This is a genomic window from Pseudomonas sp. 1D4, assembly GCF_001728925.1.
In the GTDB taxonomy this organism is placed as follows: Bacteria; Pseudomonadota; Gammaproteobacteria; order Pseudomonadales; family Pseudomonadaceae; genus Metapseudomonas; species Metapseudomonas otitidis.
In genome coordinates, this window is the sequence record NZ_LXJQ01000072.1 from 1 (window position 1) to 23,794 (window position 23,794).

General features: G+C 68.9%; 15 protein-coding genes. 5 read left to right on the forward strand and 10 right to left on the reverse strand.

Annotated elements, in window-relative coordinates; all coding sequences use genetic code 11:
* From A7D27_RS25025 to A7D27_RS25060, 8 genes are all read right to left on the reverse strand, one after another.
* Positions 1-517: substrate-binding domain-containing protein (locus tag A7D27_RS25025; RefSeq protein ID WP_177343743.1), on the reverse strand; the 517-nt coding region annotated here is incomplete at its 3' end.
* 352 nt (positions 518-869) lie between these two features.
* Positions 870-1,265 (reverse strand): 4-carboxymuconolactone decarboxylase, encoded by a 396-nt coding sequence (gene pcaC / locus A7D27_RS28490; protein ID WP_069566464.1) that lies wholly within the window; start codon positions 1,263-1,265, stop codon positions 870-872.
* A 96-nt stretch (positions 1,266-1,361) separates the two neighbouring features.
* A complete protein-coding gene (gene pcaD / locus A7D27_RS28495; protein WP_069566465.1) occupies positions 1,362-2,150 on the reverse strand; it encodes a 3-oxoadipate enol-lactonase in 789 nt (262 codons plus the stop codon).
* 9 nt (positions 2,151-2,159) lie between these two features.
* On the reverse strand, positions 2,160-3,512 hold the full coding sequence (locus A7D27_RS25040; protein ID WP_069566466.1) for a 3-carboxy-cis,cis-muconate cycloisomerase: 1,353 nt from the start codon (positions 3,510-3,512) through the stop codon (positions 2,160-2,162).
* Between the two features lie 145 nt (positions 3,513-3,657).
* Positions 3,658-4,875 carry a 3-oxoadipyl-CoA thiolase gene (gene pcaF, locus A7D27_RS25045; protein WP_069563150.1) on the reverse strand — a complete coding sequence of 406 codons (1,218 nt, stop codon included), beginning with the start codon at positions 4,873-4,875 and terminating at the stop codon, positions 3,658-3,660.
* Positions 4,872-5,657 carry a CoA-transferase subunit beta gene (locus A7D27_RS25050; protein WP_069566467.1) on the reverse strand — a complete coding sequence of 262 codons (786 nt, stop codon included), beginning with the start codon at positions 5,655-5,657 and terminating at the stop codon, positions 4,872-4,874. The genes pcaF and A7D27_RS25050 overlap by 4 nt, the downstream gene beginning before the upstream one ends.
* Positions 5,657-6,505 carry a CoA transferase subunit A gene (locus A7D27_RS25055; RefSeq protein ID WP_069566468.1) on the reverse strand — a complete coding sequence of 283 codons (849 nt, stop codon included), beginning with the start codon at positions 6,503-6,505 and terminating at the stop codon, positions 5,657-5,659. Before A7D27_RS25055 ends, A7D27_RS25050 begins: the two co-directional genes overlap by 1 nt.
* 190 nt (positions 6,506-6,695) lie before the next feature.
* The gene (locus A7D27_RS25060; RefSeq protein ID WP_069563153.1) at positions 6,696-8,330 is read right to left on the reverse strand and encodes a twin-arginine translocation signal domain-containing protein; all 1,635 of its coding nucleotides are present in this window, start codon (positions 8,328-8,330) and stop codon (positions 6,696-6,698) included.
* 519 nt (positions 8,331-8,849) lie between these two features.
* Between A7D27_RS25060 and pvdM the strand changes: the two genes are divergently transcribed.
* From pvdM to A7D27_RS25085, 5 genes are all read left to right on the forward strand, one after another.
* The gene (pvdM, locus tag A7D27_RS25065) at positions 8,850-10,205 is read left to right on the forward strand and encodes a pyoverdine-tailoring dipeptidase-like protein PvdM (protein ID WP_069563154.1); all 1,356 of its coding nucleotides are present in this window, start codon (positions 8,850-8,852) and stop codon (positions 10,203-10,205) included.
* On the forward strand, positions 10,202-11,491 hold the full coding sequence (pvdN, locus tag A7D27_RS25070) for a pyoverdine-tailoring periplasmic protein PvdN (RefSeq protein WP_069563155.1): 1,290 nt from the start codon (positions 10,202-10,204) through the stop codon (positions 11,489-11,491). Before pvdM ends, pvdN begins: the two co-directional genes overlap by 4 nt.
* A 24-nt stretch (positions 11,492-11,515) precedes the next feature.
* Positions 11,516-12,370: a formylglycine-generating enzyme family protein gene (locus A7D27_RS25075; RefSeq protein ID WP_069563156.1), complete on the forward strand. Its 855-nt coding sequence runs from the start codon at positions 11,516-11,518 to the stop codon at positions 12,368-12,370.
* A gap of 139 nt (positions 12,371-12,509) precedes the next feature.
* Complete coding sequence (locus tag A7D27_RS25080; RefSeq protein WP_069566469.1) at positions 12,510-14,159, forward strand: cyclic peptide export ABC transporter; 1,650 nt, start codon at positions 12,510-12,512, stop codon at positions 14,157-14,159.
* Positions 14,160-14,239: 80 nt separating this feature from the next.
* Positions 14,240-16,681 carry a TonB-dependent siderophore receptor gene (locus tag A7D27_RS25085; RefSeq protein WP_165679277.1) on the forward strand — a complete coding sequence of 814 codons (2,442 nt, stop codon included), beginning with the start codon at positions 14,240-14,242 and terminating at the stop codon, positions 16,679-16,681.
* A gap of 432 nt (positions 16,682-17,113) precedes the next feature.
* On the opposite strand, the gene A7D27_RS25090 is transcribed toward A7D27_RS25085, so the two are convergent.
* Entirely contained in the window at positions 17,114-18,067 is a 954-nt protein-coding gene (locus A7D27_RS25090; RefSeq protein WP_069566471.1) for an alpha/beta hydrolase, read from the reverse strand.
* 56 nt (positions 18,068-18,123) lie between these two features.
* On the reverse strand, positions 18,124-23,794 hold a 5,671-nt coding region (locus A7D27_RS25095; protein ID WP_139134185.1), incomplete at its 5' end, for a non-ribosomal peptide synthetase.

The window sequence follows — 23,794 nt, forward strand, 5'->3', positions numbered from 1 at the left end:
TGGTGCCACGGTAGACCACGGTGATCGGGCCGGAGGCGCTGCTGATCTGGCTCCAGTTGGTGATGTTGCCGGAGAAGATGCCGCACAGCTGGGCGCTGGTCAGGTTCAGCGAGGTGACGCCGGCTTTCTTGTAGGGAATGGTGACCGAGGTGGCCGCCGAGGGGATCTGCACCAGCGGGCCCCAGTTGTTGGCATCGGTGACGGGCACGGTCGGGGACTGGTGGGCATTCTTGTAGGCCAGCAGTTCGGCGGCGCTCAGTACGGAGTCACTGCCGGCGTAGTCGACGGTGGTGCCGCTGGGCAGGTTGAGCTTGGTGGCGTCGTTGTTCAGCACGGCAGCCTTGCCGGCGCCGCTGCCCACGCCGATGTAGGCGTTGAAGCCGGACGGCAGCACGGTGGTGGTGTTGTACAGGTTCTGCGGCAGGGTGGCACCGCCACCGACGACGGCCGCCATGGCCTGGGCGGAACACAGGCCGGCGACGGCCAGGGAAACAGCGAGAACGTTGCGCTTGAACATGAGGAAGCTCCTTTCATCGTGTCTGGACGTGGATGGTTCGCTGTCGAGCGGGTCATGGCCGGTCGGGCGCATTCCAGAAGCCCGGTGCGGCTCGGCCATGGCACTGACAGTCGCAGCCACGGGTGACAGGCAAAGGAAAAAACCTCGGGAGCACGAGGCGCTCAAGGACGGGAATGTTCGGGGGTGCGCGCAACCTGCCTGACATGACAGGGCGCTGCGGCAAGGAGGGGTTACGGGAGGGCGGATGGGAGACCGCTCGGGGCGGGGGCTGGCGGGCAGAACATGACAGCGGCGTGAACCCGAGCCTGCCCGGCCGCAGGCTCTGGAGCCTGGGCCGGGAGTCGCTCGGCGATCAGGGGTGCAGCGACTCGCCCCCCAGTTCATCCCACACGGCTTCGGCCAGGTGGAAGGTGGCGTTGGCGGCGGGGATGCCGCAGTAGATGGCGCTCTGCATGATCACTTCCTTGATCTCGTCGCGGGTGACGCCGTTGTTCTTCGCGGCGCGCAGGTGCAGCTTCAGCTCGCCCTCGCGGTTCATGCCGATGAGCATGGCGATGGTCACCAGGCTACGGGTGTGGCGCGGCAGGCCGGGGCGGGTCCAGATGTCGCCCCAGGCGTGGCGGGTGATCATTTCCTGGAACTCTTCGTTGAAGGGCGTGAGGTTCTGCAGGCTGCGGTCGACGTGGGCGTCGCCCAGTACGGCGCGGCGGACCTGCATGCCGGCTTCGTAGCGTTCTTTTTCGTCCATCGATGGGGCCTCGAACAGGGTCGTGGAGCGGGGACGCGGCATCTGCGTCGGGAAAGCGGTAGCCCGGGCTTCAGCCCGGGGTGATCCGGCGCGCACTCAGGCGCTGAGGAAGGCCAGTACGCGCTGGCTGAAGGCCTCACCGGCCTGCACGTTGGACAGGTGGGCGGCCGGGAACTCGACGAGTTCGGCGCCGGCGATGTGCGCCTGCATGAAGCGGCCGTGCTCGGGGGTGGTGACCGGGTCGCCGCTGCCGCAGACCACCAGGGTCGGCGCCTGGATGACAGCGAGCTGCTCGCGGAAGTCCGCGTCGCGCACGGCGGCGCAGTTGGCGGCGTAGCCCTGGGGCGAGGTGCGCGCCAGCATGCCGACGATGGCCTCGACCTTCTCCGGCTGCGCCTCGGCGAAGTCCGGGGTGAACCAGCGGGAAATGGAGGCGTCGCGCAGGTCGGCCATGGCCTGGGCCCCGCCCGCCAGCACGGCGTCGATGCGCGGATTCCACACCTCGGGGGTACCGATCCTGGCGGCGGTGTTGCACAGCACCAGGCGCTGGATGCGCTCGGGGGCATTGATGGCCAGCCACTGGCCGATCAGCCCGCCCATGGACAGGCCGCAGAAATGCGCCTTGGGAATGTCCAGGGCATCCAGCAGGGCCAGCACGTCGCGGCCGAGCTGCTCGATGCGATAGGGGCCTTCGCTGACCAAGGACTGGCCATGGCCTCGGGTGTCGTAGCGCAGCACCTGGAAGTGCCGGGTAAAGGCCGGGACCTGGGCGTCCCACATGTGCAGGTCGGTGCCCAGGGAGTTGGACAACACCAGCACCGGCGCTCCGGCCGGGCCTTCGAGGAGGTAGTTCAGGTCGCCATCGGCGAGACGTACGGCAGGCATGGAAAACTCCTAGCGCGGGAAAGTGGTGTGTTCAGCGAGGGCACGGTCCACCCAGCGGCGGGCCTGCCCGAGGTAATGGGCGGGGTCGAGCAGGCGATCCAGCTCGGCGGCGGACAGCTCGGCGGTGACCTCGGCGCAGGCACCGAGCACGGCGCGCAGGTGGGCGCCCTCCTTCACCGCCTGGCGGCAGCACTGCTCCAACCGATGGTGGGCGGCATCGCGGCCGATGCGCTGGGCCAGGGCGATGCTCACCGCTTCGGCCAGCACCAGGCCCTGGGTCAGGTCGAGGTTGCGGCGCATGCGCGCGGCGTCCACCTCCAGGCCGGGCACCACCAGCAGCGCGTGCTGCAGGGCACCGGATACCAGGCAGCAGAGCTCCGGCAGGCTTTCCCATTCGGCGTGCCAGAGGCCGAGGCTGCGCTCGTGCTCCTGGGGCATGGCGGCGAACAGGGTGGCCACCAGGCCCGGTGCACGGGTGGCGGCGCCGATGAGCACGGCGGCGCTCACCGGGTTGCGCTTGTGGGGCATGGTGGACGAGCCGCCCTTGCCCGGTGCGGCGGGCTCGAAGAGTTCGCCGGCCTCGGTCTGCATCAGCAGGCTGAGGTCGCGCCCCAGCTTGCCCAGGGTGCCGGCGACCAGGCCCAGCAGGCTGGCGAACTCCACCAGGCGGTCACGCTGGGTGTGCCAGGGCTGGTCCGGGAGGTTCAGCGACAGCTCGACGGCCAGCGCTTCGGCCACCGGCCAGGCCTGTTCGCCGAGGGCGGCGAGGCTGCCGGAGGCGCCACCGAACTGCAGGCACAACAGGCGCGGCTTGAGTTCCGCCAGGCGCTGGCGATGGCGGGTGACGGCGCCCAGCAGGCCGGCGAGCTTCATGCCGAGGGTCACCGGGGTGGCCTGCTGCAGCCAGGTGCGGCCGGCCAGCGGGGTGCCGGCGTGGCGCTCGGCCTGCTCGGCAAGGGCGTCGCCCAGGGCCGCGAGGTCCGCCTCGATCAGGCCGATGGCAGCACGCAGTTGCAGCACCAGGCCGCTGTCCATGGCGTCCTGGCTGGTAGCGCCCAGGTGCACATAGCGCTCGGCCTCCGGGCTGGCCGCTGCGATGCGCTTGCCCAGGGCCTTGACCAGGGGGATGGCGGAGTTGCCGGCAGTGGCGATGGCCTGGGCCAGGGCGGAGAAGTCGTAGAAATCGGCGCGGCAGGCGGCTTCGATGGGCGCGACGACCTCTCGGGGGATCAACCCCACGCGGGCCTCGGCACGGGCCAGGGCGGCCTCGAAGTCGAGCATGCCCTGCACCCGGCCCTGGTCGCAGAAGATCGCGCGCATGGCCGGGGCGGTGAAGTAGGCGTCGAAGAGTTGGTTGCTCAAGGCGACCTCGTTGCAGCGGTTGGGGGTGGGCCTAGGTTGGCAGGGCGATGGGAGTGAATCCAGCCTGTCGAGTGGGCTTCAGTTGGGCCTCAGCCCACTCGACCGTGCTGGGGCGCAGTCGTGGTGGGCTGAAGCCCACCCTGGGTCACTTCGACTGCTGGACGCGCTCGATGGCCAGGGCCAGGCCCTGCCCTACCCCCACGCACAGGGTGGCCAGGCCGCGCTTGCCGCCGGATTTCTCCAACTGGTGCAAGGCGGTCTGCACCAGGCGCGCGCCGCTGGCACCCAGGGGGTGGCCGAGGGCGATGGCGCCGCCGTTGGGGTTGACCTTCTCGCTGTCGTCGGGGAGGCCCAGCTCGCGCATCACGGCCAGCCCCTGGGCGGCGAAGGCTTCGTTGAGTTCGATGACGTCGAACTGGTCGATGCCCAGGTTGAGGCGCTCCAGCAGCTTGCGCACCGCCGGCACCGGGCCGATGCCCATGACCCGTGGCGCGACGCCGGCACTGGCCATGCCGAGCACCTTGGCGCGCGGGGTGAGGCCGTGCTTCTTCACCGCCTCGGCGGAGGCCAGGATCAGCGCCACCGCGCCGTCGTTGACGCCCGAGGCGTTGCCGGCGGTGACGGTCTTGCCTTCACCATTGACCGGCTTCAGCTTGGCGAGGGCTTCCAGGGTGGTGTCCGGGCGCAGGTGCTCGTCGGCATCGACCACGGTGTCGCCCTTCCTGCCCTTGATCACCACCGGGACGATCTCCTCGGCGAAGAAGCCTTCGGCCTGGGCGCGGCCGGCGCGCTGCTGGCTGCGCAGGGCGAACAGGTCCTGGTCGGCGCGGGAGACCTGGTAGTCGTCGGCGACGTTGTCGGCAGTCTGCGGCATGGCGTCGACGCCGTACTGGGCCTTCATCAGCGGGTTGATGAAGCGCCAGCCGATGGTGGTGTCTTCGATCTTCTGGGTGCGGCCGAAGGCGCTGTCGGCCTTGCCCATCACGTAGGGCGCGCGGGACATGGATTCGACGCCGCCCGCCAGGGCCAGCTCCATTTCACCCGAGGCGATGGCGCGGAAGGCGGTGCCCACCGCATCCATGCCCGAGGCGCAGAGGCGGTTGAGGGTGACGCCGGGAATGCTTTCCGGCAGGCCGGCCAGCAGCAGTGCCATGCGTGCGACGTTGCGGTTGTCCTCGCCGGCCTGGTTGGCGCAGCCGAGGAAGACTTCGTCGACCTCGCTCCAGCGCACCTGGGGATTGCGCTCGATCAGGGCCTTGAGCGGGATGGCCGCCAGGTCGTCGGCGCGCACAGGGGCCAGGGCGCCACCGAAGCGGCCGATGGGCGTGCGCACGGCATCGCAGATGAAGACGTCGCGGCTCATTCCTCACCCCCTTGCTGGCCGTGGGCGGCCGCGGTGCGGGCTTCCAGGGCGCGCAGGGCGCTCAGCTCCACCTCGTTGGGGGCGGCGGTCTCGGCCACCTGGTCGGCGAAGCGGATGGCCCAGCCGGTGTTGGCCACCACCTGCTCACGGGTCACGCCCGGGTGCAGCGCGGTGACGATGAATTCGTGGGTGCCGGCTTCCGGCTCCATGATGCAGAGGTCGGTGATGATGGCCACCGGCCCCTTGCCGGGCAGGCCGAGCTGCTGGCGATGGTCGCCGCCTTCGCCGTGGCCCACAGAGGTGATGAAGGCCAGCTTGTCGACGAAGGTGCGCTGGGACTGCTTGAGGATGATCAGCACTTCCTTGGCGGAACCGGCGATCTCCGGCGCGCCGCCGGCACCCGGCAGGCGCACCTTGGGGGTGTGGTAGTCGCCGATCACGGTGGTGTTGATGTTGCCGAAGCGGTCCACCTGGGCGGCGCCGAGGAAGCCGACGTCGATGCGCCCGCCCTGCAGCCAGTAGCGGAAGATCTCGCCGGTGGGGACCACGGTGTCGGCAGTCTCGGCCAGCTCGCCGTCACCGATGGACAGCGGCAGTACGCTCGGCTTGGCGCCGATGGGGCCGGATTCGTAGATCAGGACCACGTCCGGGGACGAGGTCAGGCGCGCCAGGTTGGCGGCCTTGGACGGCAGGCCGATGCCGACGAAGCAGACGGCGCCGTTCTTCAGGCGACGGGCAGCCGCCACGGTCATCATTTCGTTGGTGCTGTACTGGGCGCTCATCACTTGGCCTCCGCAAGCTTCTGCTGGAACTGGGCGAAATCCTTGGTGCCACGGATGTATTCGTCGATCCAGGCGGTGAAGGTGTCGCGGTCGCGGGCGATGGGGTCCCAGGCCTGGTAGAAGCGGTTGTCGCGCTCGTAGTAGCCGTGGGCGTAGGACGGGCTGGCGCCGCCGGGAACGTGGCACACCGCGGTCAGGGCCCAGGTGGGCAGCACGCAGGCGTTCATCGGCGCGTCGAGGTCGTCGACGATCTCTTCCACGGTGACGATGCAGCGCTTGGCCGCCAGGGCTGCTTCCTTCTGCACGCCGAGGATGCCCCAGAGCAGCACGTTGCCCTTGCGGTCGGCCTTCTGCGCGTGGATCACGGTGACGTCCGGGCGCACCGACGGCACGGCGGCGAGCGTCTCGCCGGTGAAGGGGCAGTCGATGAAGCGGATGTTCGGGTTGACCTTCGGCAGGTCGGAGCCGGTATAGGCACGCAGCACGGCGAACGGCAGACCGGAAGCGCCGGCCACGTAGGCGTTGGCCATGTCGGCGTGGCTGTGCTCGTCGAGTTCCAGGGCGTTGGGCCACTGCTTCTCCACCGCGTCACGCAGACGGTGCAGGGAGCCCACGCCGGGGTTGCCGCCCCAGGAGAAGGTCAGCTTGCGGGCACAGCCGGCACCGATCAGCAGGTCGTAGACCAGGTCAGGGGTCATGCGCACCAGGTGCAGGTCTTTCTTGCCCTGGCGGATGATCTCGTGGGAGGCGGCGGTGGGAATCAGGTGGGTGAAGCCTTCGAGGGCTACCTTGTCGCCGTCGTGGATGAAACGCTCGACGGCCTCGCGGAGGGAAATGATTTCAGCCATGGTCGATCTCGTGTTGTTGTCCAGGACGGCCTGGCGGCGCGCCCGTGGCGACACCCGGTGAAGCCACGGGCGGCGGGCCCGGGCCGGGGTCGGCTGGGGAGCAAGGTACCCCCCGCCTCCGGGTGTAACAATCCGATAATCGACTATTCGTTCGATAATCGAACGAATCTGGTGCTCGCCCTTTCCAGGGCTAGCGCCCCTCCTCGCGACGCTTGAGGTGGCGCGCATACCAGGGACGCCGGGGCGTTCGCGGCAGCAGCCGGCTGACCAGGTCGTCCTCGCCGAAGGTGATGCGCAGGGCCAGCTTCATGGCCTCCACCTCCAGTTCACCGGCGCCGCCGCCGGCATCGTCCAGCCCGCCGCAGCCATGGGTCAGCGCGCCCAGCCAGGGGTCGCCCACCTCCACCCAGCGCCCCGGCGCGAACCAGCGCACGCCCTGGACCTCGCGGACCACCACCTCGCCGGGGTGGGCGCGCTCGTGGGCGCGATACCAGTCCTCGATGCGGTCGTCGATCCAGCCGTGGAAGCGCCAGAACACCGGGTTGACGTGGGATGAGAACGGGTCGCCGAGGTAGTCGTTGTCGGCGCGGAACCAGCGGGTGCCGTAGTCCACCTGGTCGCGGTCGCCGGGCAGCGGCATGCCGTTGGACGGGTCGCGGGTGACGGTGGCCCAGCGCATGTGCAGCCAGTCGTGGATGTTCAGTTCCATCTCCGAGCCCAGTTGGGCGAGGGTCAGGCGCGCGAGGTAGTCCGGGTCCTGGTACTGCGACTCCCAGACCTGGAAGTTGCTGTAGAAGGCCTGGGCGGACTTGATGTCGTGCAGCCACAGGCTCAGTTCGTCGTCGTCCCAGGCGAACCAGGCCGGCGGCACGGCGTTGCCGTCGTGGTTCTCCAGGTAGCGGATGAAGCCGATGCGGTCGTGCTCCAGGTACGGGCACGGCAACGGCAGCCGGCTCCAGTTGGGCAGGCCCGGCTGCAGGTGGCGTGCCTTGGCCAGCATGTGCCGGTGCATGAAGAGGAAGTCCTCGCCGGAGCCGTTGAGGTGCTTGCGCCGGCCCCGTGCACCGCGCTCGGCATCCCGTGGGCCGGGTTGCCAGCCGGCGCCGCGCAGGGCATCGCGGCGACGGTCGTCGAGGCGGTGCCACTTGTCGCGGGTGGCGTGCCAGAGCTGGTGGAACAGGCGGTGCTCGGGGGACACCAGCCACTGCAGCAACGCCGGTTCCAGGGGTGTCACCTGCCGCGCCTCGGGGAAGGCGCGCTTGCGGGCGACGAAGCGGCTGTCCGGCTCGGGCAGCGCCAGGGGCCGGTCGATGCGGCGGATGCGCCCGCTCAGGCTGGCGTCACCGGCCTGGGCCCAGTTGCCCCAGACCTCGTCCAGCACGGCTTCCAGTTCATGGCTGGGGGCCGACTCGCCGGCCGGGACCAGGCGCCAGCGGATGCGCTTGCCGTCCTGGTCCACCACCTCGCCAAGCACCCGGTAACGGGGCTCACCCGTGCCCCGCAGCGCGGCGCCCTGGTCGATGCAGCCGCGCAGGGCCCGGCCGGTGGGGCCGATGTCCAGCAGCATCTCCACGCCCTCGCGGGGCAGCCCGTCCAGGCCGCCGTCGAGGCCGTCGAAACGCAGGTCCCAGATGCCGCGCAACTGGGTGGCCAGGCGCACCCCGCCCCAATCGGCGGCGTCCACCGTGGCCTCCCCCGGGGTTTCCACCTGGTCCGGTTCGAGGGGTTCGTCGTAATCCGGCTCACGCCGCGCGTACCACACCGCCGGTACCGCTGCGCCGGCCACCGCCAGCGCCCCCATGAACCCACGTCTGGAAAACCTCATCGCTACATCGCATCCGTGTCAGCCACGCCTATCCCGCTAGAACGAGGTAACGGGGGGTAAATTTATGGCTGCTTTGCTGATACGTCCGGCATCAGGTTGATTACCGAGTTTGCGGGTGTTTTCTATTTCGCCCTCCCGGGCGAGCCCCTTTTGGCAATCGCCCCAAAAGGAGCCAAAAGGGCTTGCCCCGACATCCGGGCCCCGCTTCGCGGGACTTCCCTCGCTCCATCGTTGCTTCGGGGGCCGGCGCGATGGGCCATCCATGGCCTGGCGCGCCTCTCGCGGCATCCATGCCGCTCGTCCCCCTGCGCAACGACTCCGCTCGGCCTCCTGAAGGGGCAGGTTTCGCCGCCTCACTTTCCCGGCCACGGGAAAACCCTGGAGTGCGCTTCGGACACAGGTCGTTTCCCGCAACGGATCAACAGCGCCCGATTCTAAATTTCCCCACCCTGCCCTCGTTCTTCCGACACGGGCACCCACCCCGGGTGCGCTCGGCATCAACCCCTGGCAACGAACGGGATGGCAATGAACACGACCCGCAAGGCCCTCTACCTGATCGCCCTGGCGATCCTCCTGGCGCTGGTCGCGGCAGCGACCTGGTACTTCTTCCTGCGGCAGGCCGCGCCCTATCCTCGGGACGTGATGCAACACGCGGAGGAACTGCAGGAACGCATCCTCTCCTTCGACAGCCACATCACCGTGCCCACCGACTTCGGCACCGAAGGCAACGAGGCGGACAAGGACGGCGAAGGCCAGTTCGACCTGGTCAAGGCCGGGCGCGGGCGTCTCTCCGGTGCGGCGCTGACCATCTTCGGCTGGCCGGAGATCTGGAACGGTCCCAACGCGCCCCATCGCCCCACCGCTGCCTTCGTCGACGAGGCCCGCCACCAGCAGGAGCTGCGCTACAGGATCATCAGCGGCCTGGTGCGCGACTTCCCCAACCAGGTCGGCATCGCCTACAGCCCCGAGGACTTCCGCCGCCTGCACGGCGAAGGCAAGTTCGCCATCGTCATCAGCATGCTCAACGCCTACCCCCTGGGCGAGGACCTGAACGCGCTGGACGCCTGGCACGCACGCGGCATGCGCCTGTTCGGCTTCAGCTACGTCGGCAACAACGCCTGGGCCGACTCCTCGCGCCCGTTGCCCTTCTTCAACGACACCGCCGACGCCCTCGGCGGCCTCTCGCCCCTCGGCGAGCAGGCGGTGAAGCGACTCAACGACCTGGGCGTGGTGATCGACGTGTCGCAGATGTCCACCCTGGCCCTGGAAGACGTCGCCCGTCTCAGCCGCGCCCCCATCGTCGCCTCGCATTCGGCGCCGCGCGCGCTGGTGGACATCCCGCGCAACCTCAGCGATGCGGAAATGCAGCAGATCAAGGCGAGCGGCGGCGTGATCCAGGTGGTGGGCTTCCCCGCCTACCTCAAGCCCCTCTCGCAGCCGACCCTGGACAAGCTCAACGCCCTGCGCGCGCGCTTCGACCTGCAGCCGCTCAACGGCCTGGCCAACGCGCTGATGCCGGGTGACCCGATCATCGCCATCTGGCCGGAGCAGCGCTTCGGCGAGTACGCCAGCGCGCTCTACGCCATCCTCGAAGAAGAGCCCCGCGCCAGCGTCAAGGAACTGGTGGACGCCATCGACTACACCGTGCGCAAGGTCGGCATCGACCACGTGGGGATCGCCAGCGACTTCAACGACGGCGGCGGCGTCGAGGGCTGGATGAACGTCGGCGAGTCGCGCAACGTGACGGCCGAGCTGATCCAGCGCGGCTACTCAGACGCCGACATCGCCAAGCTCTGGGGCGGCAACTTCCTGCGGGTGTGGGGCGAGGTGCAGCGCCTGGCCGCACCGGCCAGCGCCGGGGAGGTGCGCCCATGAGCGACCGCCGCACCTTCCTCAAGCAGGCCGGCCTGCTGGCCGCCGCCCTGCCCCTGGGCTCCGCCCTCGCCGGCAACGCCCAGGCCGCCCCATCGCCGAACCGCCCCGCCACGGACAAGTGGCTGGCCCTGCGCGAGCAGTTCGACCTGGACCCGGACTACCTGCACTTCTGCACCTTCCTGCTCACCTCCCACCCCCGCATGGTGCGCGAGGCCATCGCCCACTTCCGCGCCCGGCTGGATGCCAACCCCGGCGAGGTACTGGACTGGGACCGCGAGGAACTGTGGGGCTATGAAGACGAGGTCCGCGCCTGGGCCGGCCGCTACTTCGGCGTGCAGCCCGCGCAGGTGGCCCTCACCGGCAGCACCACCGACGGCCTGGCGATGATCTACGGCGGCCTGCAGGTGGCGCCCGGCAAGGAAATCCTCATCAGCGCCCACGAGCATTACTCCACCAACACCCGCCTGGAGTACCGCGAACGCCTCATGGGCACGCCGGTGCGGCGCGTCACCCTGTTCAAGGACCCGCATCTCGCCTCCGTGGACGAGATGCTCGACAACATCCGCCAGGCCATCCGCCCCGAGACCCGCGTACTGGGCATGACCTGGGTGCAATCGGGCAGCGGCGTGAAGCTGCCGGCGCGCGAAGTCGGCCAACTGGTGAAGGAACTCAACCAGGGCCGCGACGAAGCGGATCGCCTCCTCTACGTGGTGGACGGCGTGCACGGCTTCGGCGTCGAGGACCTGAACTTCGCCGACTTCAACTGCGACTACTTCATCGCCGGCACCCACAAATGGCTGTTCGGCCCCCGTGGCACCGGCGTGATCATTGCCCGCGACCCGCAGCCCCAGGCTCACCTGGTGCCCAGCACGCCGACCTTCACCAGGGGCGAGACCTTCGGCACCCTGATGACCCCCGGTGGCTACCACGCCTTCGACCACCGCCTGGCGGTGGGCAAAGCCTTCGAGCTGCACCTGCAGTTGGGCAAGGCCGACGTCCAGGTGCGCATCCACCAGCTCAACGACTACCTCAAGGCGCGCCTGGCCGAGTACCCCAAGGTGCAACTGGTGACGCCGCGCAGCCGCGAACTGTCCTCGGGCTTCACCTTCTTCCGCGTCGAGGGTCGCGCCTGCGACGCCGTCGCCCGCTACCTGCTGGCGCGCAAGGTGATCAGCGACGCCGTGGACCGCGACGTCGGCCCCGTGGTGCGCCTGGCCCCCAGCCTGCTCAACGACGAAGCGCAGATCGACCGGGTGATGGCCCTCCTCGCCCCCCAGCTCGCCTGACCCCTTCCCCTCAAGAGAATCGCCATGCCTGCAACCCAACCCCTGGCCCTGGTCGTCGCCCTGCTCGTCAGCGCACCGGCCCTGGCCGCCGACGCCAACAAACCCGGCAGCGTCTTCAAGGACTGCAAGAACTGCCCCGAAATGGTGGTGCTGCCCGCCGGCAGCTTCACCATGGGCACCCCGGAGCACGAAGTGGGCCGCCAGCCCGACGAGGGCCCGCTGCACACCGTGACCTTCGCCAGACCCTTCGCCATCAGCAAGTTCCAGGTGCTGGCCCGCGAATGGGACGCCTACATGAAGGAAGCCCGCATCACCCTCCCCGACGGCGACGACCGCCCCGGCCGCCGCTGCACCAACGGCAAGCCCAGCTACCCCCAGGGCCCGGACCAGCCCGCCGTGTGCATGGACCATGACGAGGCCCGGGCCTACGTCGCCTGGCTGTCGAAGAAGACTGGCAAGCACTACCGCCTGCTCAGCGAAGCCGAACGCGAGTATGCCGCCCGCGCCGGCAGCGAAGGCCCGTTCCCCTTCCCCTTCGACGAAGGCAAGGACTACAGCATCGCCCGGCACGCCAACACCTACGGCGCCGCCGACGGCTTCAACTACACCTCCCCAGCCGGCAGCTTCCCGGCCAACGCCTTCGGCGTCCACGACATGCACGGCAACGTCTACGAATGGGTGGCGGACTGCCTGCACGACAGCTACGTCGGCGCCCCCAGCGATGGCAGCGCATGGGAGGAAGCCAACTGCGAGTACCGCCACATCCGCGGCAACGACTACAGCGAGCCGCCGATCTTCTCCCGCTCGGGCAACCGCAACTACCGCGAGCCCTACGTGCGCGGCGACTGGCTGGGGCTGCGGGTGGCGCGGGAGCTGTGAGCCGCACAGCCCACGCCGTCACCGGCGGCTAAATCAGGCGCCTTGCGGCGCGTCTACTCCATGAGGTCGCGCCGCCCGGAACACGCCACGGTCGCGGGTCGCCCGACCCGCCTTCCCGTGCCCCCATCCGGACCTGCCCATGAACACACAAGCCCCCGGCGCCCTGCGTGAACTGCTCACCCTGATCCGGCCCTATCGCGGCCTGGTCGCCCTCTCCATCGCCCTCGGCATCCTCGGCGGCTTCAGCGTCACCGCGCTGCTGGCCACCATCAACGGCCTGCTGCACGCCGAAGGCAGCCTGACCAGCGGCACCCTGCTGACCTTCATCGGCCTCTGCGCCCTGGCGCTGGCCTGCTCCATCGGCTCGGACATGGGCACCAACTACGTGGGCCAGCACGTCATCGCCACCCTGCGCCAGGACCTGGGACGCAAGGTGCTCTGCGCGCCCATCGAACAGATCGAGCGCTACCGCAGCCACCGCCTGATCCCGGTGCTGACCCACGACGTGGACACCGTCAGCGACCTGGCCTTCGCCTTCGCCCCCCTGGCCATCTCGCTGACGGTCACCACCGGCTGCCTGGGCTACCTCGCCTGGCTGTCCTGGCCGATGTTCCTGGTCACCGCCTTCGCCGTGCTGCTGGGCACCGCCATCCAGTACCTGGCGCGGCTGCGCGGCATCCACGGCTTCAACGCCGCCCGCGAAGCCGAGGACGAACTGCAGAAGCACTACAGCGGCATCGCCTCCGGCGCCAAGGAGCTGCGCATCAGCCGCCCGCGCCGCCAGCGCATGTTCGGCGAGCGCATCCAGCGCACCGCCGACTACATCCGCGACACCCACGTGCGCTCCATCAACATCTTCGTGATCGCCAAGAGCCTCGGCTCGATGCTGTTCTTCGTGGTCATCGGGCTGCTGCTGGTGATCCAGCAGGCCTGGAACCTGGCGGACGCCGTGGCCACCAGCGGCTTCGTGCTGGTGCTGCTGTACATGAAGGGCCCGCTGGAGCATCTGGTCTCCACCCTGCCCATCGTCAGCCGCGCGCAGATCGCCTTCCGCCGCATCGGTGAACTCTCGGCGCAGTTCTCCTCCCCCGAGCCCTACCTGCTGCTGGAGGCCCCCGACGTGCCGGACCGCCAGCTGCAGAGCCTGGAGCTCAAGGGCGTGCGCTTCGCCTTCCCGCCGGTAGAAGGCGCCGCGCCCTTCGCCCTGGGGCCCATCGACCTGCGCATCGAGCAGGGCGAGATCCTCTTCATCGTCGGCGAGAACGGCTGCGGCAAGACCACCCTGATCAAGCTGCTGCTGGGTCTCTACACCCCGGACCAGGGCGAGATCCTGCTGGATGGCCAGGCCGTCACCGCCCGCACCCGAGACGACTACCGCCAACTGTTCACCACGGTGTTCGCCGACTACTACCTGTTCGACGACCTGCTCCACGGCAGCGACGCCATCCCACCGGATGCGGACAAGTACCTGCAGCGCCTGGAGATCGCCCACAAGGTGCAGATCCGCGACGGCGCCTTCACCACCACCGACCTCTCCACCGGCCAGCGCAAGCGCCTGGCGCTGGTCAACGCCTGGCTGGAGCGGCGCCCGGTGCTGGTGTTCGACGAATGGGCCGCCGACCAGGACCCGACCTTCCGCCGCATCTTCTATACCGAGCTGCTGCCCGAGCTGAAACGCCTGGGCAAGACCATCATCGTCATCAGCCATGACGACCGGTATTTCGAGCTGGCCGATCAACTCATCCAGCTGCGCAACGGTACTGCCGTCACCCATCGCCAACCGGCGTGAAAAAAGTTTTCCGGTTTCCGGGCGGTCTTCCGTCCTACTAAATGCGAACACTACTCACTATTAAAAAGCGGAACATCTCGATGACGAAGTCTCTTTCACCCCGTTTGAAGGTCATGCTTCATCGCTCACTGCGCCCCACCCTGCTCGCCAGCAGCATCGGCCTCGCACTCACCGCTCCCTACGCCAGCCTGGTGCAGGCCCAGGAGGTCAACCTCGACATTCCCGCCCAATCCCTGTCGAGCGCACTCCAGGAGCTGGGGCGTCAAGGCAACCTGCAGATCCTCTACAGCCCGAGCCTGGTCAACAACCAGCGCACCCAGGCCATCAAGGGCCGCTACGAGCCCACGGTCGCACTGGACATGCTGTTGCGCGGCAAGGGCATCAGCTACCAGGTCAATGGCAACAGCGTCACCCTCAGTGCCGCGGACCAGAGCACCCTGGAGCTGGGCGCCACCTCCGTGGTCTCCACCGGCCTGGGGGCCACCACCGAGGGCACCGGCTCCTACACCACCGGTGCCACCGGCACGGCGACCAAGCTGCCGCTGTCCATCCGCGAGACCCCGCAATCGGTCAGCGTGATCACCAGCCAGCGCATCCGTGACCAGAAGATGAACAGCCTGGAAGACGTGCTGACCAACGCACCGGGCGTGCTCTACAAGAAGAAGAGCAACTCCTCGGACGACGAAGTGGGCATCTTCTCCCGCGGCATGAAGATCGAGAACTTCCAAGTGGACGGCATCCCCACCGTCTTCGAACCGGCGATGAGCAGCCAGTCCAACGACATGGCCGTCTACGACCGGGTCGAGGTGGTGCGCGGCGCCACCGGCCTGCTGGGCGGCATCGGCCAGCCCTCGGCCACCATCAACATGGTGCGCAAACGCCCCACCCGCGAATTCGCCGCCTCAATCCAGGGCAGCGCCGGTTCCTGGGACAACTACCGCACCGAAGTCGACGTCTCCGGCCCGCTGAACGAGCAAGGCACCCTGCGCGGCCGCATGGTGACGGCGTACCAGACCGCCAACTCCTTCGTCGACCGCCTCAGCACCGAGCGCAAGGTGGCCTACGGCATCATCGAAGCCGACCTCAGCGACCGCGACACCATCAGCCTCGGTCTCGACTACCAGGAGCGCAACTGCGACGCCTGCGGCTACTTCGGCTTCCCGGCGTTCTACAGCAACGGCCAGCGCACCGACTTCAAGCGCTCGTTCAACTCCGCCGCCGACTGGAGCCATGCGGACCGCCAGCGCACCTCGATCTTCGGCACCTACGAGCACCGCTTCGACAACGACTGGCTGGCCAAGGTCGCCGTCGCCAACGTGCGCGACCGCAACGACGTGGAGTACGGCTGGTTCAGCAGCAACGGCTACCCCAACCAGCAGACCGGCGCCGGCACCAGCCTCTACTTCGCCAAATGGCCGAGCAAGCCTGAGCAGAACTCGGTGGACGCCTACGCCTCCGGCCCCTTCAGCCTGTTCGGCCGCGAGCACGAACTGGTGGTGGGCGCCAGCGCCATGCGCTACCGCAGCAACACCGGCGCCTACCCTCTGTGGGTCGACCGCAGTGGCAGCGGCTGGAACCCGGCCATTCCCAACGTCTACGAATGGCGTGGCGACATCTCCAAGCCACCGTTCAACCGCATCGGCGACCTGAAGTACAGCCAGCGACAGTACGCGGCCTACACCACCGCCCGGTTCAAGCCCACCGACGACCTGTCGCTGATCCTCGGCACCCGCCTCAGCTACTTCAAGGTGGACCAGACCTCCGCCTACTACGGCTACGAGCCCACCAGCCTGAAGAAGCGCGAGACCGGCGAAGTCACCCCCTACGCCGGCATCGTCTACGACCTGGACGACACCTACTCGGTCTATGCCAGCTACACCAGCATCTACAAGCCGCAGTCGAACCGGACCGTCGAAGGCAAGTTCATGGACCCCACCGAAGGCGACAGCTACGAAGTGGGCACCAAGGCCGAGTACTACGACGGCAAGCTCAACCTCACCGCTGCCCTGTTCGAGTCCAAGCTCAGCAACTACGCGGTCGGCACCGGCCTGTACGACGCCTTCGACAACGAGCTGGTGAAGCCCTCCAAGATCAAGGTCAAGGGCGTCGAGCTGGAAGCCACGGGTGAACTCATGCCGGGCTGGCAACTGCAGGCCGGCTACAGCCACGTGAACACCTACTACCCGCAAGGCGTCGACGTGAACGTGGGCTTCCCGCGCAACACCCTCAAGCTGTTCACCACCTACGACCTGACCGGCGACCTCAACCGCCTCACCGTCGGCGGTGGTGTGCGCTGGGAGAGCGCCACCAGCTACTACGAGAAGCAGATCAAGGCGACCGCCACCCAAGGCAGCTATGCCCTCGTGGACCTGCTGGCACGCTACCGCTTCGACGAGCACTTTACCGGCAGCCTCAACGTCAACAACCTGTTCGACAAGAAGTACTACGCCAGCACCAGCGTCTACAGCGACCTGTACGGCGACCCCCGCAGCCTGACCGCCAGCCTGCGCTGGGAATACTGAGTCACGCCGCCACCACGAGGCCGCCCCCAGGGGCGGCCTTTTTCGTTCAGCCGACAAAAGCCTCGCGGATGAATCCGCTCCCACAGCACACCACACCCGTAGCCCGGACTTCAGTCCGGGAAATGCACGCGCCCCACACCAGCCACGGATTCCCGGGCTACTCGTACAGTGTGCGTCCCTGATGCGCAGGCCATCACGGATGAACCCGCAGGGTGGACCGGTGAAGCGCGGTCCACCCTGCGCCCTGGCATGGAATCGCCCACTGCGCAGCACTGCCGGCACACCACCCGTAGCCCGGACTTCAGTCCGGGAAATGGCACGCGCCCCACATCAGCCCGGGCTACCTGTACGACGGGGCATTAACGGGTCACTCTCGGAGCCCTTCACGAAAAAGCCCCGCCGGGGCGGGGCCTGTCTTCATCGAGACGGCGCCTAAGCGCGGAGCAACGCCCGCAACGCCACTGCGAGCCGGTCGTAGACCTGCAGCACATCCGGTACCACCAGGGCCATGCGCAGCAGGTCGTGGGTCAGGCCGGGCAGCTCCACCTGCTCCACCTCGACGCCCGCCTCACGCAGGCGCCCGGCATAGGCCCGGCCCTCGTCCAGCAACGGGTCGAGCCCGGCCAGCGCGATGATGGCGGGCGCCACGCCCGCGAGGTCGTCGGCCAGCAACGGTGAGAACCGCCAATCGCTGCGGTCCGCCGGGGTGCGGGCGTAGTGGTCGTAGAACCACTCCAGGGTTTCGCTTTCCAGCAGGTAGCCCTCGCCGAACAAGGTGCGCGACACGCTCTGCCGGCTGGCATCGGTGACCGGGTAGCAGAGCAACTGGGCACGGGGCACGATCACCGCCTGCTCGCCCTGCCGGGCTGCCTGGATGGCCAGCACCGTGGCCAGGGTCGCGCCGGCGCTGTCGCCACCGAAGGCGACGCGCCCGGTGTCCACCCCCAACCGCGCGCCCTCCCCGGCCAGCCAGGCCAGGCAGTCCTCGCCATCCTCCAGGGCCATGGGGAAGCGGTGCTCCGGTGCCAGCCGGTAGCCCACCGCCAGCACCACGCAGGCGGAACGCGCGCACAGCTCACGGCACACGCCCTCGTGGCTGTCGAGGCTGCCGACGACGAACCCGCCGCCATGGAAATACACCAGCACCGGCAGAGCGCCCTCCGCTCCGGCCGGGCGATAGAGCCGCAGGGGAATGCGCTGACCATCGCGGGCCGGCGCCTCCAGTGCCTCGCAGGTCACCTCGCCGGCCACGGCCCAACGCAACTGCTCGGTGGATTGCTGGAAGACCTGGCGCGCCCGGACGGGTGCCAGGCGATGCAGCGGGTCGTTGGCAAGATTGGCCTCGGCCAGGTCGAGAAAGGCTTCGAGTTCAGGGTGCAGCATGATGATCCTCGATGTAGCGGCGGCCCCAGCGGCCGCCGCCGGTTGCATGTCGAAATGGCTCAACCCACCTGCTCCAGGCAATGGTCGATCAGCGCTTCCAGCTCGGCACGGTAGGCCTCCATCAGCGCCTGCACCGTCTCCGGCCGGTAGCGACGGACGCTGTAGACACAGCGCAGCGCCAGGCTGCCGTCGTAGACCTGGCCGATGACCTCCAGCCAGTTGGCCAGGCGGGCCACGGGGCTGTAGCAGTCACCGGTGTCTTCCACCGCCGGCACCAGCAGCGCCTGCTCGTCGAAGCTCTGGTCGAGCTGCCCCAGGTAGTTGAAGGTCACCCGCGCCTGGGGCAAGCCCGCCAGGCGCTGGCCCAGGGCCGCATCGCCCAGGTGGCGCAGCACGCCGTAGCCGATGCCCTTGTTGGGGATCGCGGCCAGTTGGCCCTGGATGGCCCGGATGGAGTCGCCCAGGCTGTCCGCCGGGGCCAGCCGCACCGGGAACATGCTGGTGAACCAGCCGATCGTCCGCGACAGGTCGAGCGCCTCGAACAGGTCCTCACGGCCATGGCCTTCCAGTTGCACCAGCACCGAATCCTGCTCGCTCCAGCGACACAGCACACGGGCCAGGGCCGTCAGCAGCAGGTCGTTGATCTGGGTGCCGTAGGCAGCCGGGGCTTCCTTGAGCAGGCGCGCGGTATGGGCCGGCGACAGCGCCATGCGCGCGACGGCCTGCTGGCTGACCTGGTTGCGGCCCCGGGGGTTGTCGCATGGCAGGTCGCGGACCGGGTGGTCCAACTGTGTCAGCCACCAGTCGCTTTCCTCGGCGGCGATGCGTGGCGCGTCGCCGACCAGGCGCTCGACCCAGGCGCGGTAGCTGCTGCTGCGCGCCGGCAGACGGGGCACCTCACCCAGGCAGCAGGCCTCGTAAGCGCTGCGCAGGTCTTCCAGCAACACCCGCCAGGACACCGCATCCACCACCAGGTGGTGGATCACCAGCAGCAGGCGCGCCTCGCCACCCGGCAGGGTCACATGCAACGCCCGCCACATCGGCCCACGGGCCAGGTCGAAGCTGCGTTGCGCCTCGTTGGCCAGGCGCTCCAGCTCCGCCGTATCGGCGGCCTCGCGGCGCCACAGCACCGACTCGCCGACGCCTTCGGGCTGGTAGTGCTGCATCCAGCGTCCGCTGTCACGGGTGAAGCGCAGGCGCAAGGCGTCGTGATGGCGCTCGATCACCGCCAGGGCGCGTGCCAGGGCGTCCAGGTCCAGCGGGCGGCGGGCCTTGAGCATCAGGGCCTGGTTGAAGTGGTGCGGCTCGGCCATCTCCTCGGCGAACAGCCACTCCTGGATCGGCAGCAGGCGGAAGGCGCCCTCCACGGCCTGCCGGGTCTCCACCACAGCCATCGTGCTCGTCGCCTCGACGGGCCGCTCGCACAGGCCGGCAATGGTCGGGTAGCGCATCAGGTCGCGCAGTTTCAGCTCCAGGTCCAGTTGCGGGTGGTTCTTCACCCGCGACACCACCTGCAGGCAGAGGATCGAGTCGCCACCCAGCTCGAAGAAGTTGTCGGTGACGCCAACCTGCTCCACCTGCAACACCTCCGCCCAGATGCCTGCCAGCAGCCGCTCGCGCTCATCGCGCGGGGCCACGTAGGCATCCTGCTGGAAACTCGGCTCGGGCAGCGCCTTGCGGTCCAGCTTGCCGTTGGGGGTGACCGGGAACGCCGCCAGGGCGATGACCTGCGCCGGCACCATGTAGTCGGGCAGCTCAAGGCGCAGCGCGGCCTTCAGGCGCTCGCCCGCGTCCACCTGCGGGCAGACCACGTAGCCGATCAACTGCTTGCCGGAAGCCGCGTCCCGCGCCACCACCAGGGCATCCTCGACGCCCTCCTGGCGGCGCAGGCAGGCCTCGACCTCGCCCAGTTCGATGCGGAAGCCACGCACCTTCACCTGATGGTCGATACGCCCGACGTAGTCGAGGATGCCGTCCTCGCGCAGGCGCACCAGGTCGCCGGTGCGATACAGGCGCGCCCCCGGCTGGCCGAAGGGGTCGGGGACGAAGCGTTCGGCGGTCAGCTCCGGGCGTCCCTGGTAGCCCCGGGCCACGCCTTCGCCGCCGATGTACAGCTCGCCGGCGAACCCGACCGGCAACGGATTGAGGTTCTCGTCCAGCACATGCAGCGAGCGCTGGCCAACGGCGCGACCGATGGGCGCGTAGGCCGCCTGGCACTGCCCGCTGACCGGCACCTTCCACAGCATCGGCGTCACCACCGTCTCGGTGGGGCCGTAGCCATTGGTGAAGTACTGCGGGCGCAGCGCCGCCTTGACCTGCTCGAAGCTCTGCTCCGGCACTGCATCACCGCCGAAGCAGTAGATGCGCACCGGCGGCGCCGGCATACCGCTGCTCTCCACGAACTCGGCCATCTGTTTGAGGTAGGCCGGCGGGAAGCAGGCGATGGTGATGCCGTGTTCGTGCAGGGCCTGCAGGGTCTGCTCCGGCGTCCACAGGCCGCCATCGCGGATCACCAGGGTGCCGCCGCTGGACAGGGTGCTCAGCCAGCGTTCGTGGGCACCGTCGAAGGCAAAGGACATGAAGTGCAGCTCACGGGTGTCATCGCCCATCCCGTAGAGCCCGACGATCGCCTGGCAGTGCATGCTCAACGGCCCGTGGGTCACCGCCACGCCCTTGGGTCGGCCGGTGGAGCCCGAGGTGTAGATCAGGTAGGCCAGGTTGCGCGGGTCGAGACGGCTGGGCAGCGGCGTGCCGTCGCCAAACGCTGCCAGTGCATCAAGCTCAAGCACCTGCAGGCTCTCGACGACAGGCACGCCCGCACGCAGGTCGCTGCGGGTGATCAGCAGCGCCATCGAGGAGTCCTCGATCATGTAGGCCAGGCGCTCCGCCGGGTACTCCAGATCGAGCGGCACATAGGCGGCGCCGGCCTTCATCACCGCAAGCAGGCTGACCACCAGCTCCAGGGAGCGGTCCAGCGCCACCCCCACCACGGTCTCGGGTCCGGCGCCCCCGGCCACGAGCTCACGGGCCAGGCTGTTGGCGCGACGCTCCAGTTCGCCGTAGCTCAGGCGCTGCCCGGCACAGACCAGCGCGGTCGCTTCGGGCCGGCGGGCGGCCTGCTGCGCGATCAGCTCCGGCAGCAACGCCGGCGAGTGGCTCGCCTCGCCCGGCAGGCTCCAGTCCGTGACCGCCTGCAACTGCGCAGCCGACAGGCGCTGCAGGTTGCCCAGGCGCTCCTCGGGTTGGCGCAGCATGGCCTCCAGGGTGTCCTCCATCACCTGGCGGATACGCTCCACCGCCGCCTCGGAGAAGCTCCCGCGCAGGTACATGTATTCGATCATCAGGCTGTCGCCCAGGTGCACCGCCAGGTCCATCGGGAAGTTGGTCACCCCCAGGTCGTCGGACTGGCCGAAGCTCAACCCGGCCGGTTCGGCTTCGCGCAGGCGCTGGTCGATCGGGTAGTTCTCGAACACGATGATGCTGTCGAACAGTGCCTGGCCGCCGAGGCCGGACCAGCGCTGCACATCCGCCAGCGGCGCATGGGACCAGGCGCGGATGTCCAGGTTGTAGCCCTGCAACTGGCGCAGCCAGTCGTCCAGGCGCTGCGTCGGCTCCAGCTCCTGGATCACCGGTAGGGTGTTGATGAACAGCCCCAGCATGCTGTCGGCGTGGGGCAGGCTTTCCGGCCGCCCCGCCACGGTGGCGCCGAAGGCCACGCGACGCTGCCCGGTGTAGCGCTGCAGCAACAGCAGCCAGGCGCCCTGGATCAGGGTGTTCGGGGTGATCCGCAATTGCCGGCAGAACTGCTGCATGCGGGCGGTCCAGCGGGTATCCCAATTGGAGTAGAGCGCGTGGTGGCCGCTGCCCTGCCCGTCGTGGCGCGGGTGAACGGCCTGGGCCAGAGCGGTCGGCTCGCAGTCCGCCAGGCGCTCGCGCCAGAAGCCTTCCAGCGCGCTCTGGTCCTGGCCCTGCAACCAGGCGATGAAATCGCCATAGCGTCCCGCGCGTTCCTCCAGTGGTTTGCCGGCATAGCGTTCGAGCACCTCGGCGAAGAGGTTCGAGCTGCTCCAGCCGTCCATGAGGATGTGGTGGCTGGTCCAGATCATCTGGTAGCGGGACTCGCCAAGCTGCACCAGCAGCATGCGCTGCAACGGCGCCTTCGCCAGGTCGAAGCCCTGCAACGCCTCCTCGCGTGCCAGCGCCTTCAGGGCTTCGTCGGTCACGGCGCGGTCACGCCAGTCGAGCACGCGGATCGGCATCTGCGCGTGGCGATGCACCACTTGCAAGGGGTCACCGGCCTGCCAGTGGAAGCTGGTGCGCAGCACGTCGTGACGGGCAGTGACGAAGGCCCAGGCGTCGGCGAAGCGGTCGAGGTCGAGGCCCGCCACCGGCAGGCTGACCTGGTTGATGTAGAGCGCCTCGCCACTGTCCTCCAGGGTGTGGAACAGCATGCCCTGTTGCATCGGCGACAGCGGGTAGACGTCCTCGATCTCGCTCTCCGCCACCGGCAATGCCGCACGGCGCTCCGCGCTGACTTCCACGCGGGCGACGGGCTGTGCCTGCTCGACTGACGGCGCGAGTCCAGCCAGGGCGGCGGCCAGTTGGGCAATGGTCTGGTTCTCGAACACCCGCCGCGGCGACACCTCCAGGCCAGCCTGGCGCGAACGGCTGGCGATCTGGATCGACACGATGGAATCCCCACCCAGCTCGAAGAAGTTGTCGTTCAGCCCGACCCGCTCGACCCGGAGCACGTCCTGCCAGATGGCGGCCAGGCGCTGCTCCAGCTCGCTCTCCGGGGCCACGTAGTCACGGCTCGACTGGGCCATGTCCGGCTTGGGCAGGGCCTTGCGGTCCAGCTTGCCGTTGGGCGAGAGCGGCATACGGTCCAGCAGCAGCCACTGGCTGGGCACCATGTAGTCCGGCAGCACCGCCGCCAGGTGGGCCTTGATCCCCTCCAGGGCGTCGGCCTGCTCAAGCACCAGATAGGCCACCAATTGCTTGCCGCTGGGGCCGTCGGCGGCCACCACCACGGCTTCGCGCACGGTGTCCTGCTCCTGCAGGCGGGCTTCGATCTCGCCCAGTTCGATGCGCAGGCCACGGATCTTCACCTGGTGGTCGATGCGCCCGGCGTATTCGATCACCCCATCCTCACGCTGGCGCGCCAGGTCGCCGGTGCGGTAAAGGCGCTCGCCGTTACCGAAGGGGCTGGTGACGAAGCGCTCGGCGGTCAGCGCCGGGCGGCGGTGGTAGCCGCGCGCCAGGCCGATGCCGCCCAGGTACAGCTCGCCGGTGACGCCGGGGCTCACCGGGTTCAGTTCGGCGTCCAGCACGTAGGTCTGCAGGTTGGCGATGGGCTGGCCGATGGGCACGGCGTCCTTGCCCTCCTCCACGCAGGTCCAGTGGGTGACGTCGATGGCCGCTTCGGTGGGGCCGTAGAGGTTGTACAGCCCCGCCTGGGGCAGCAGTGCCATCGTCTGGCGTTGCAGCTCCACCGGCAGCGCCTCGCCGGAGCAGACGATGCGGCGCAGCGAGGTGCAGCGGGCGGCGCTCTCGTCACCAACGAAGGCCTGCAGCATCGAGGGCACGAAGTGCAAGGTGGTGATGCCTTCCTCGGTAATCAGCTGCACCAGGCGCGCCGGGTCGCGGTGGTCGCCAGGCAGCGCCATCACCAGGCGCGCACCTTCCATCAGCGGCCAGAAGAACTCCCACACCGAGACGTCGAAGCTGAAC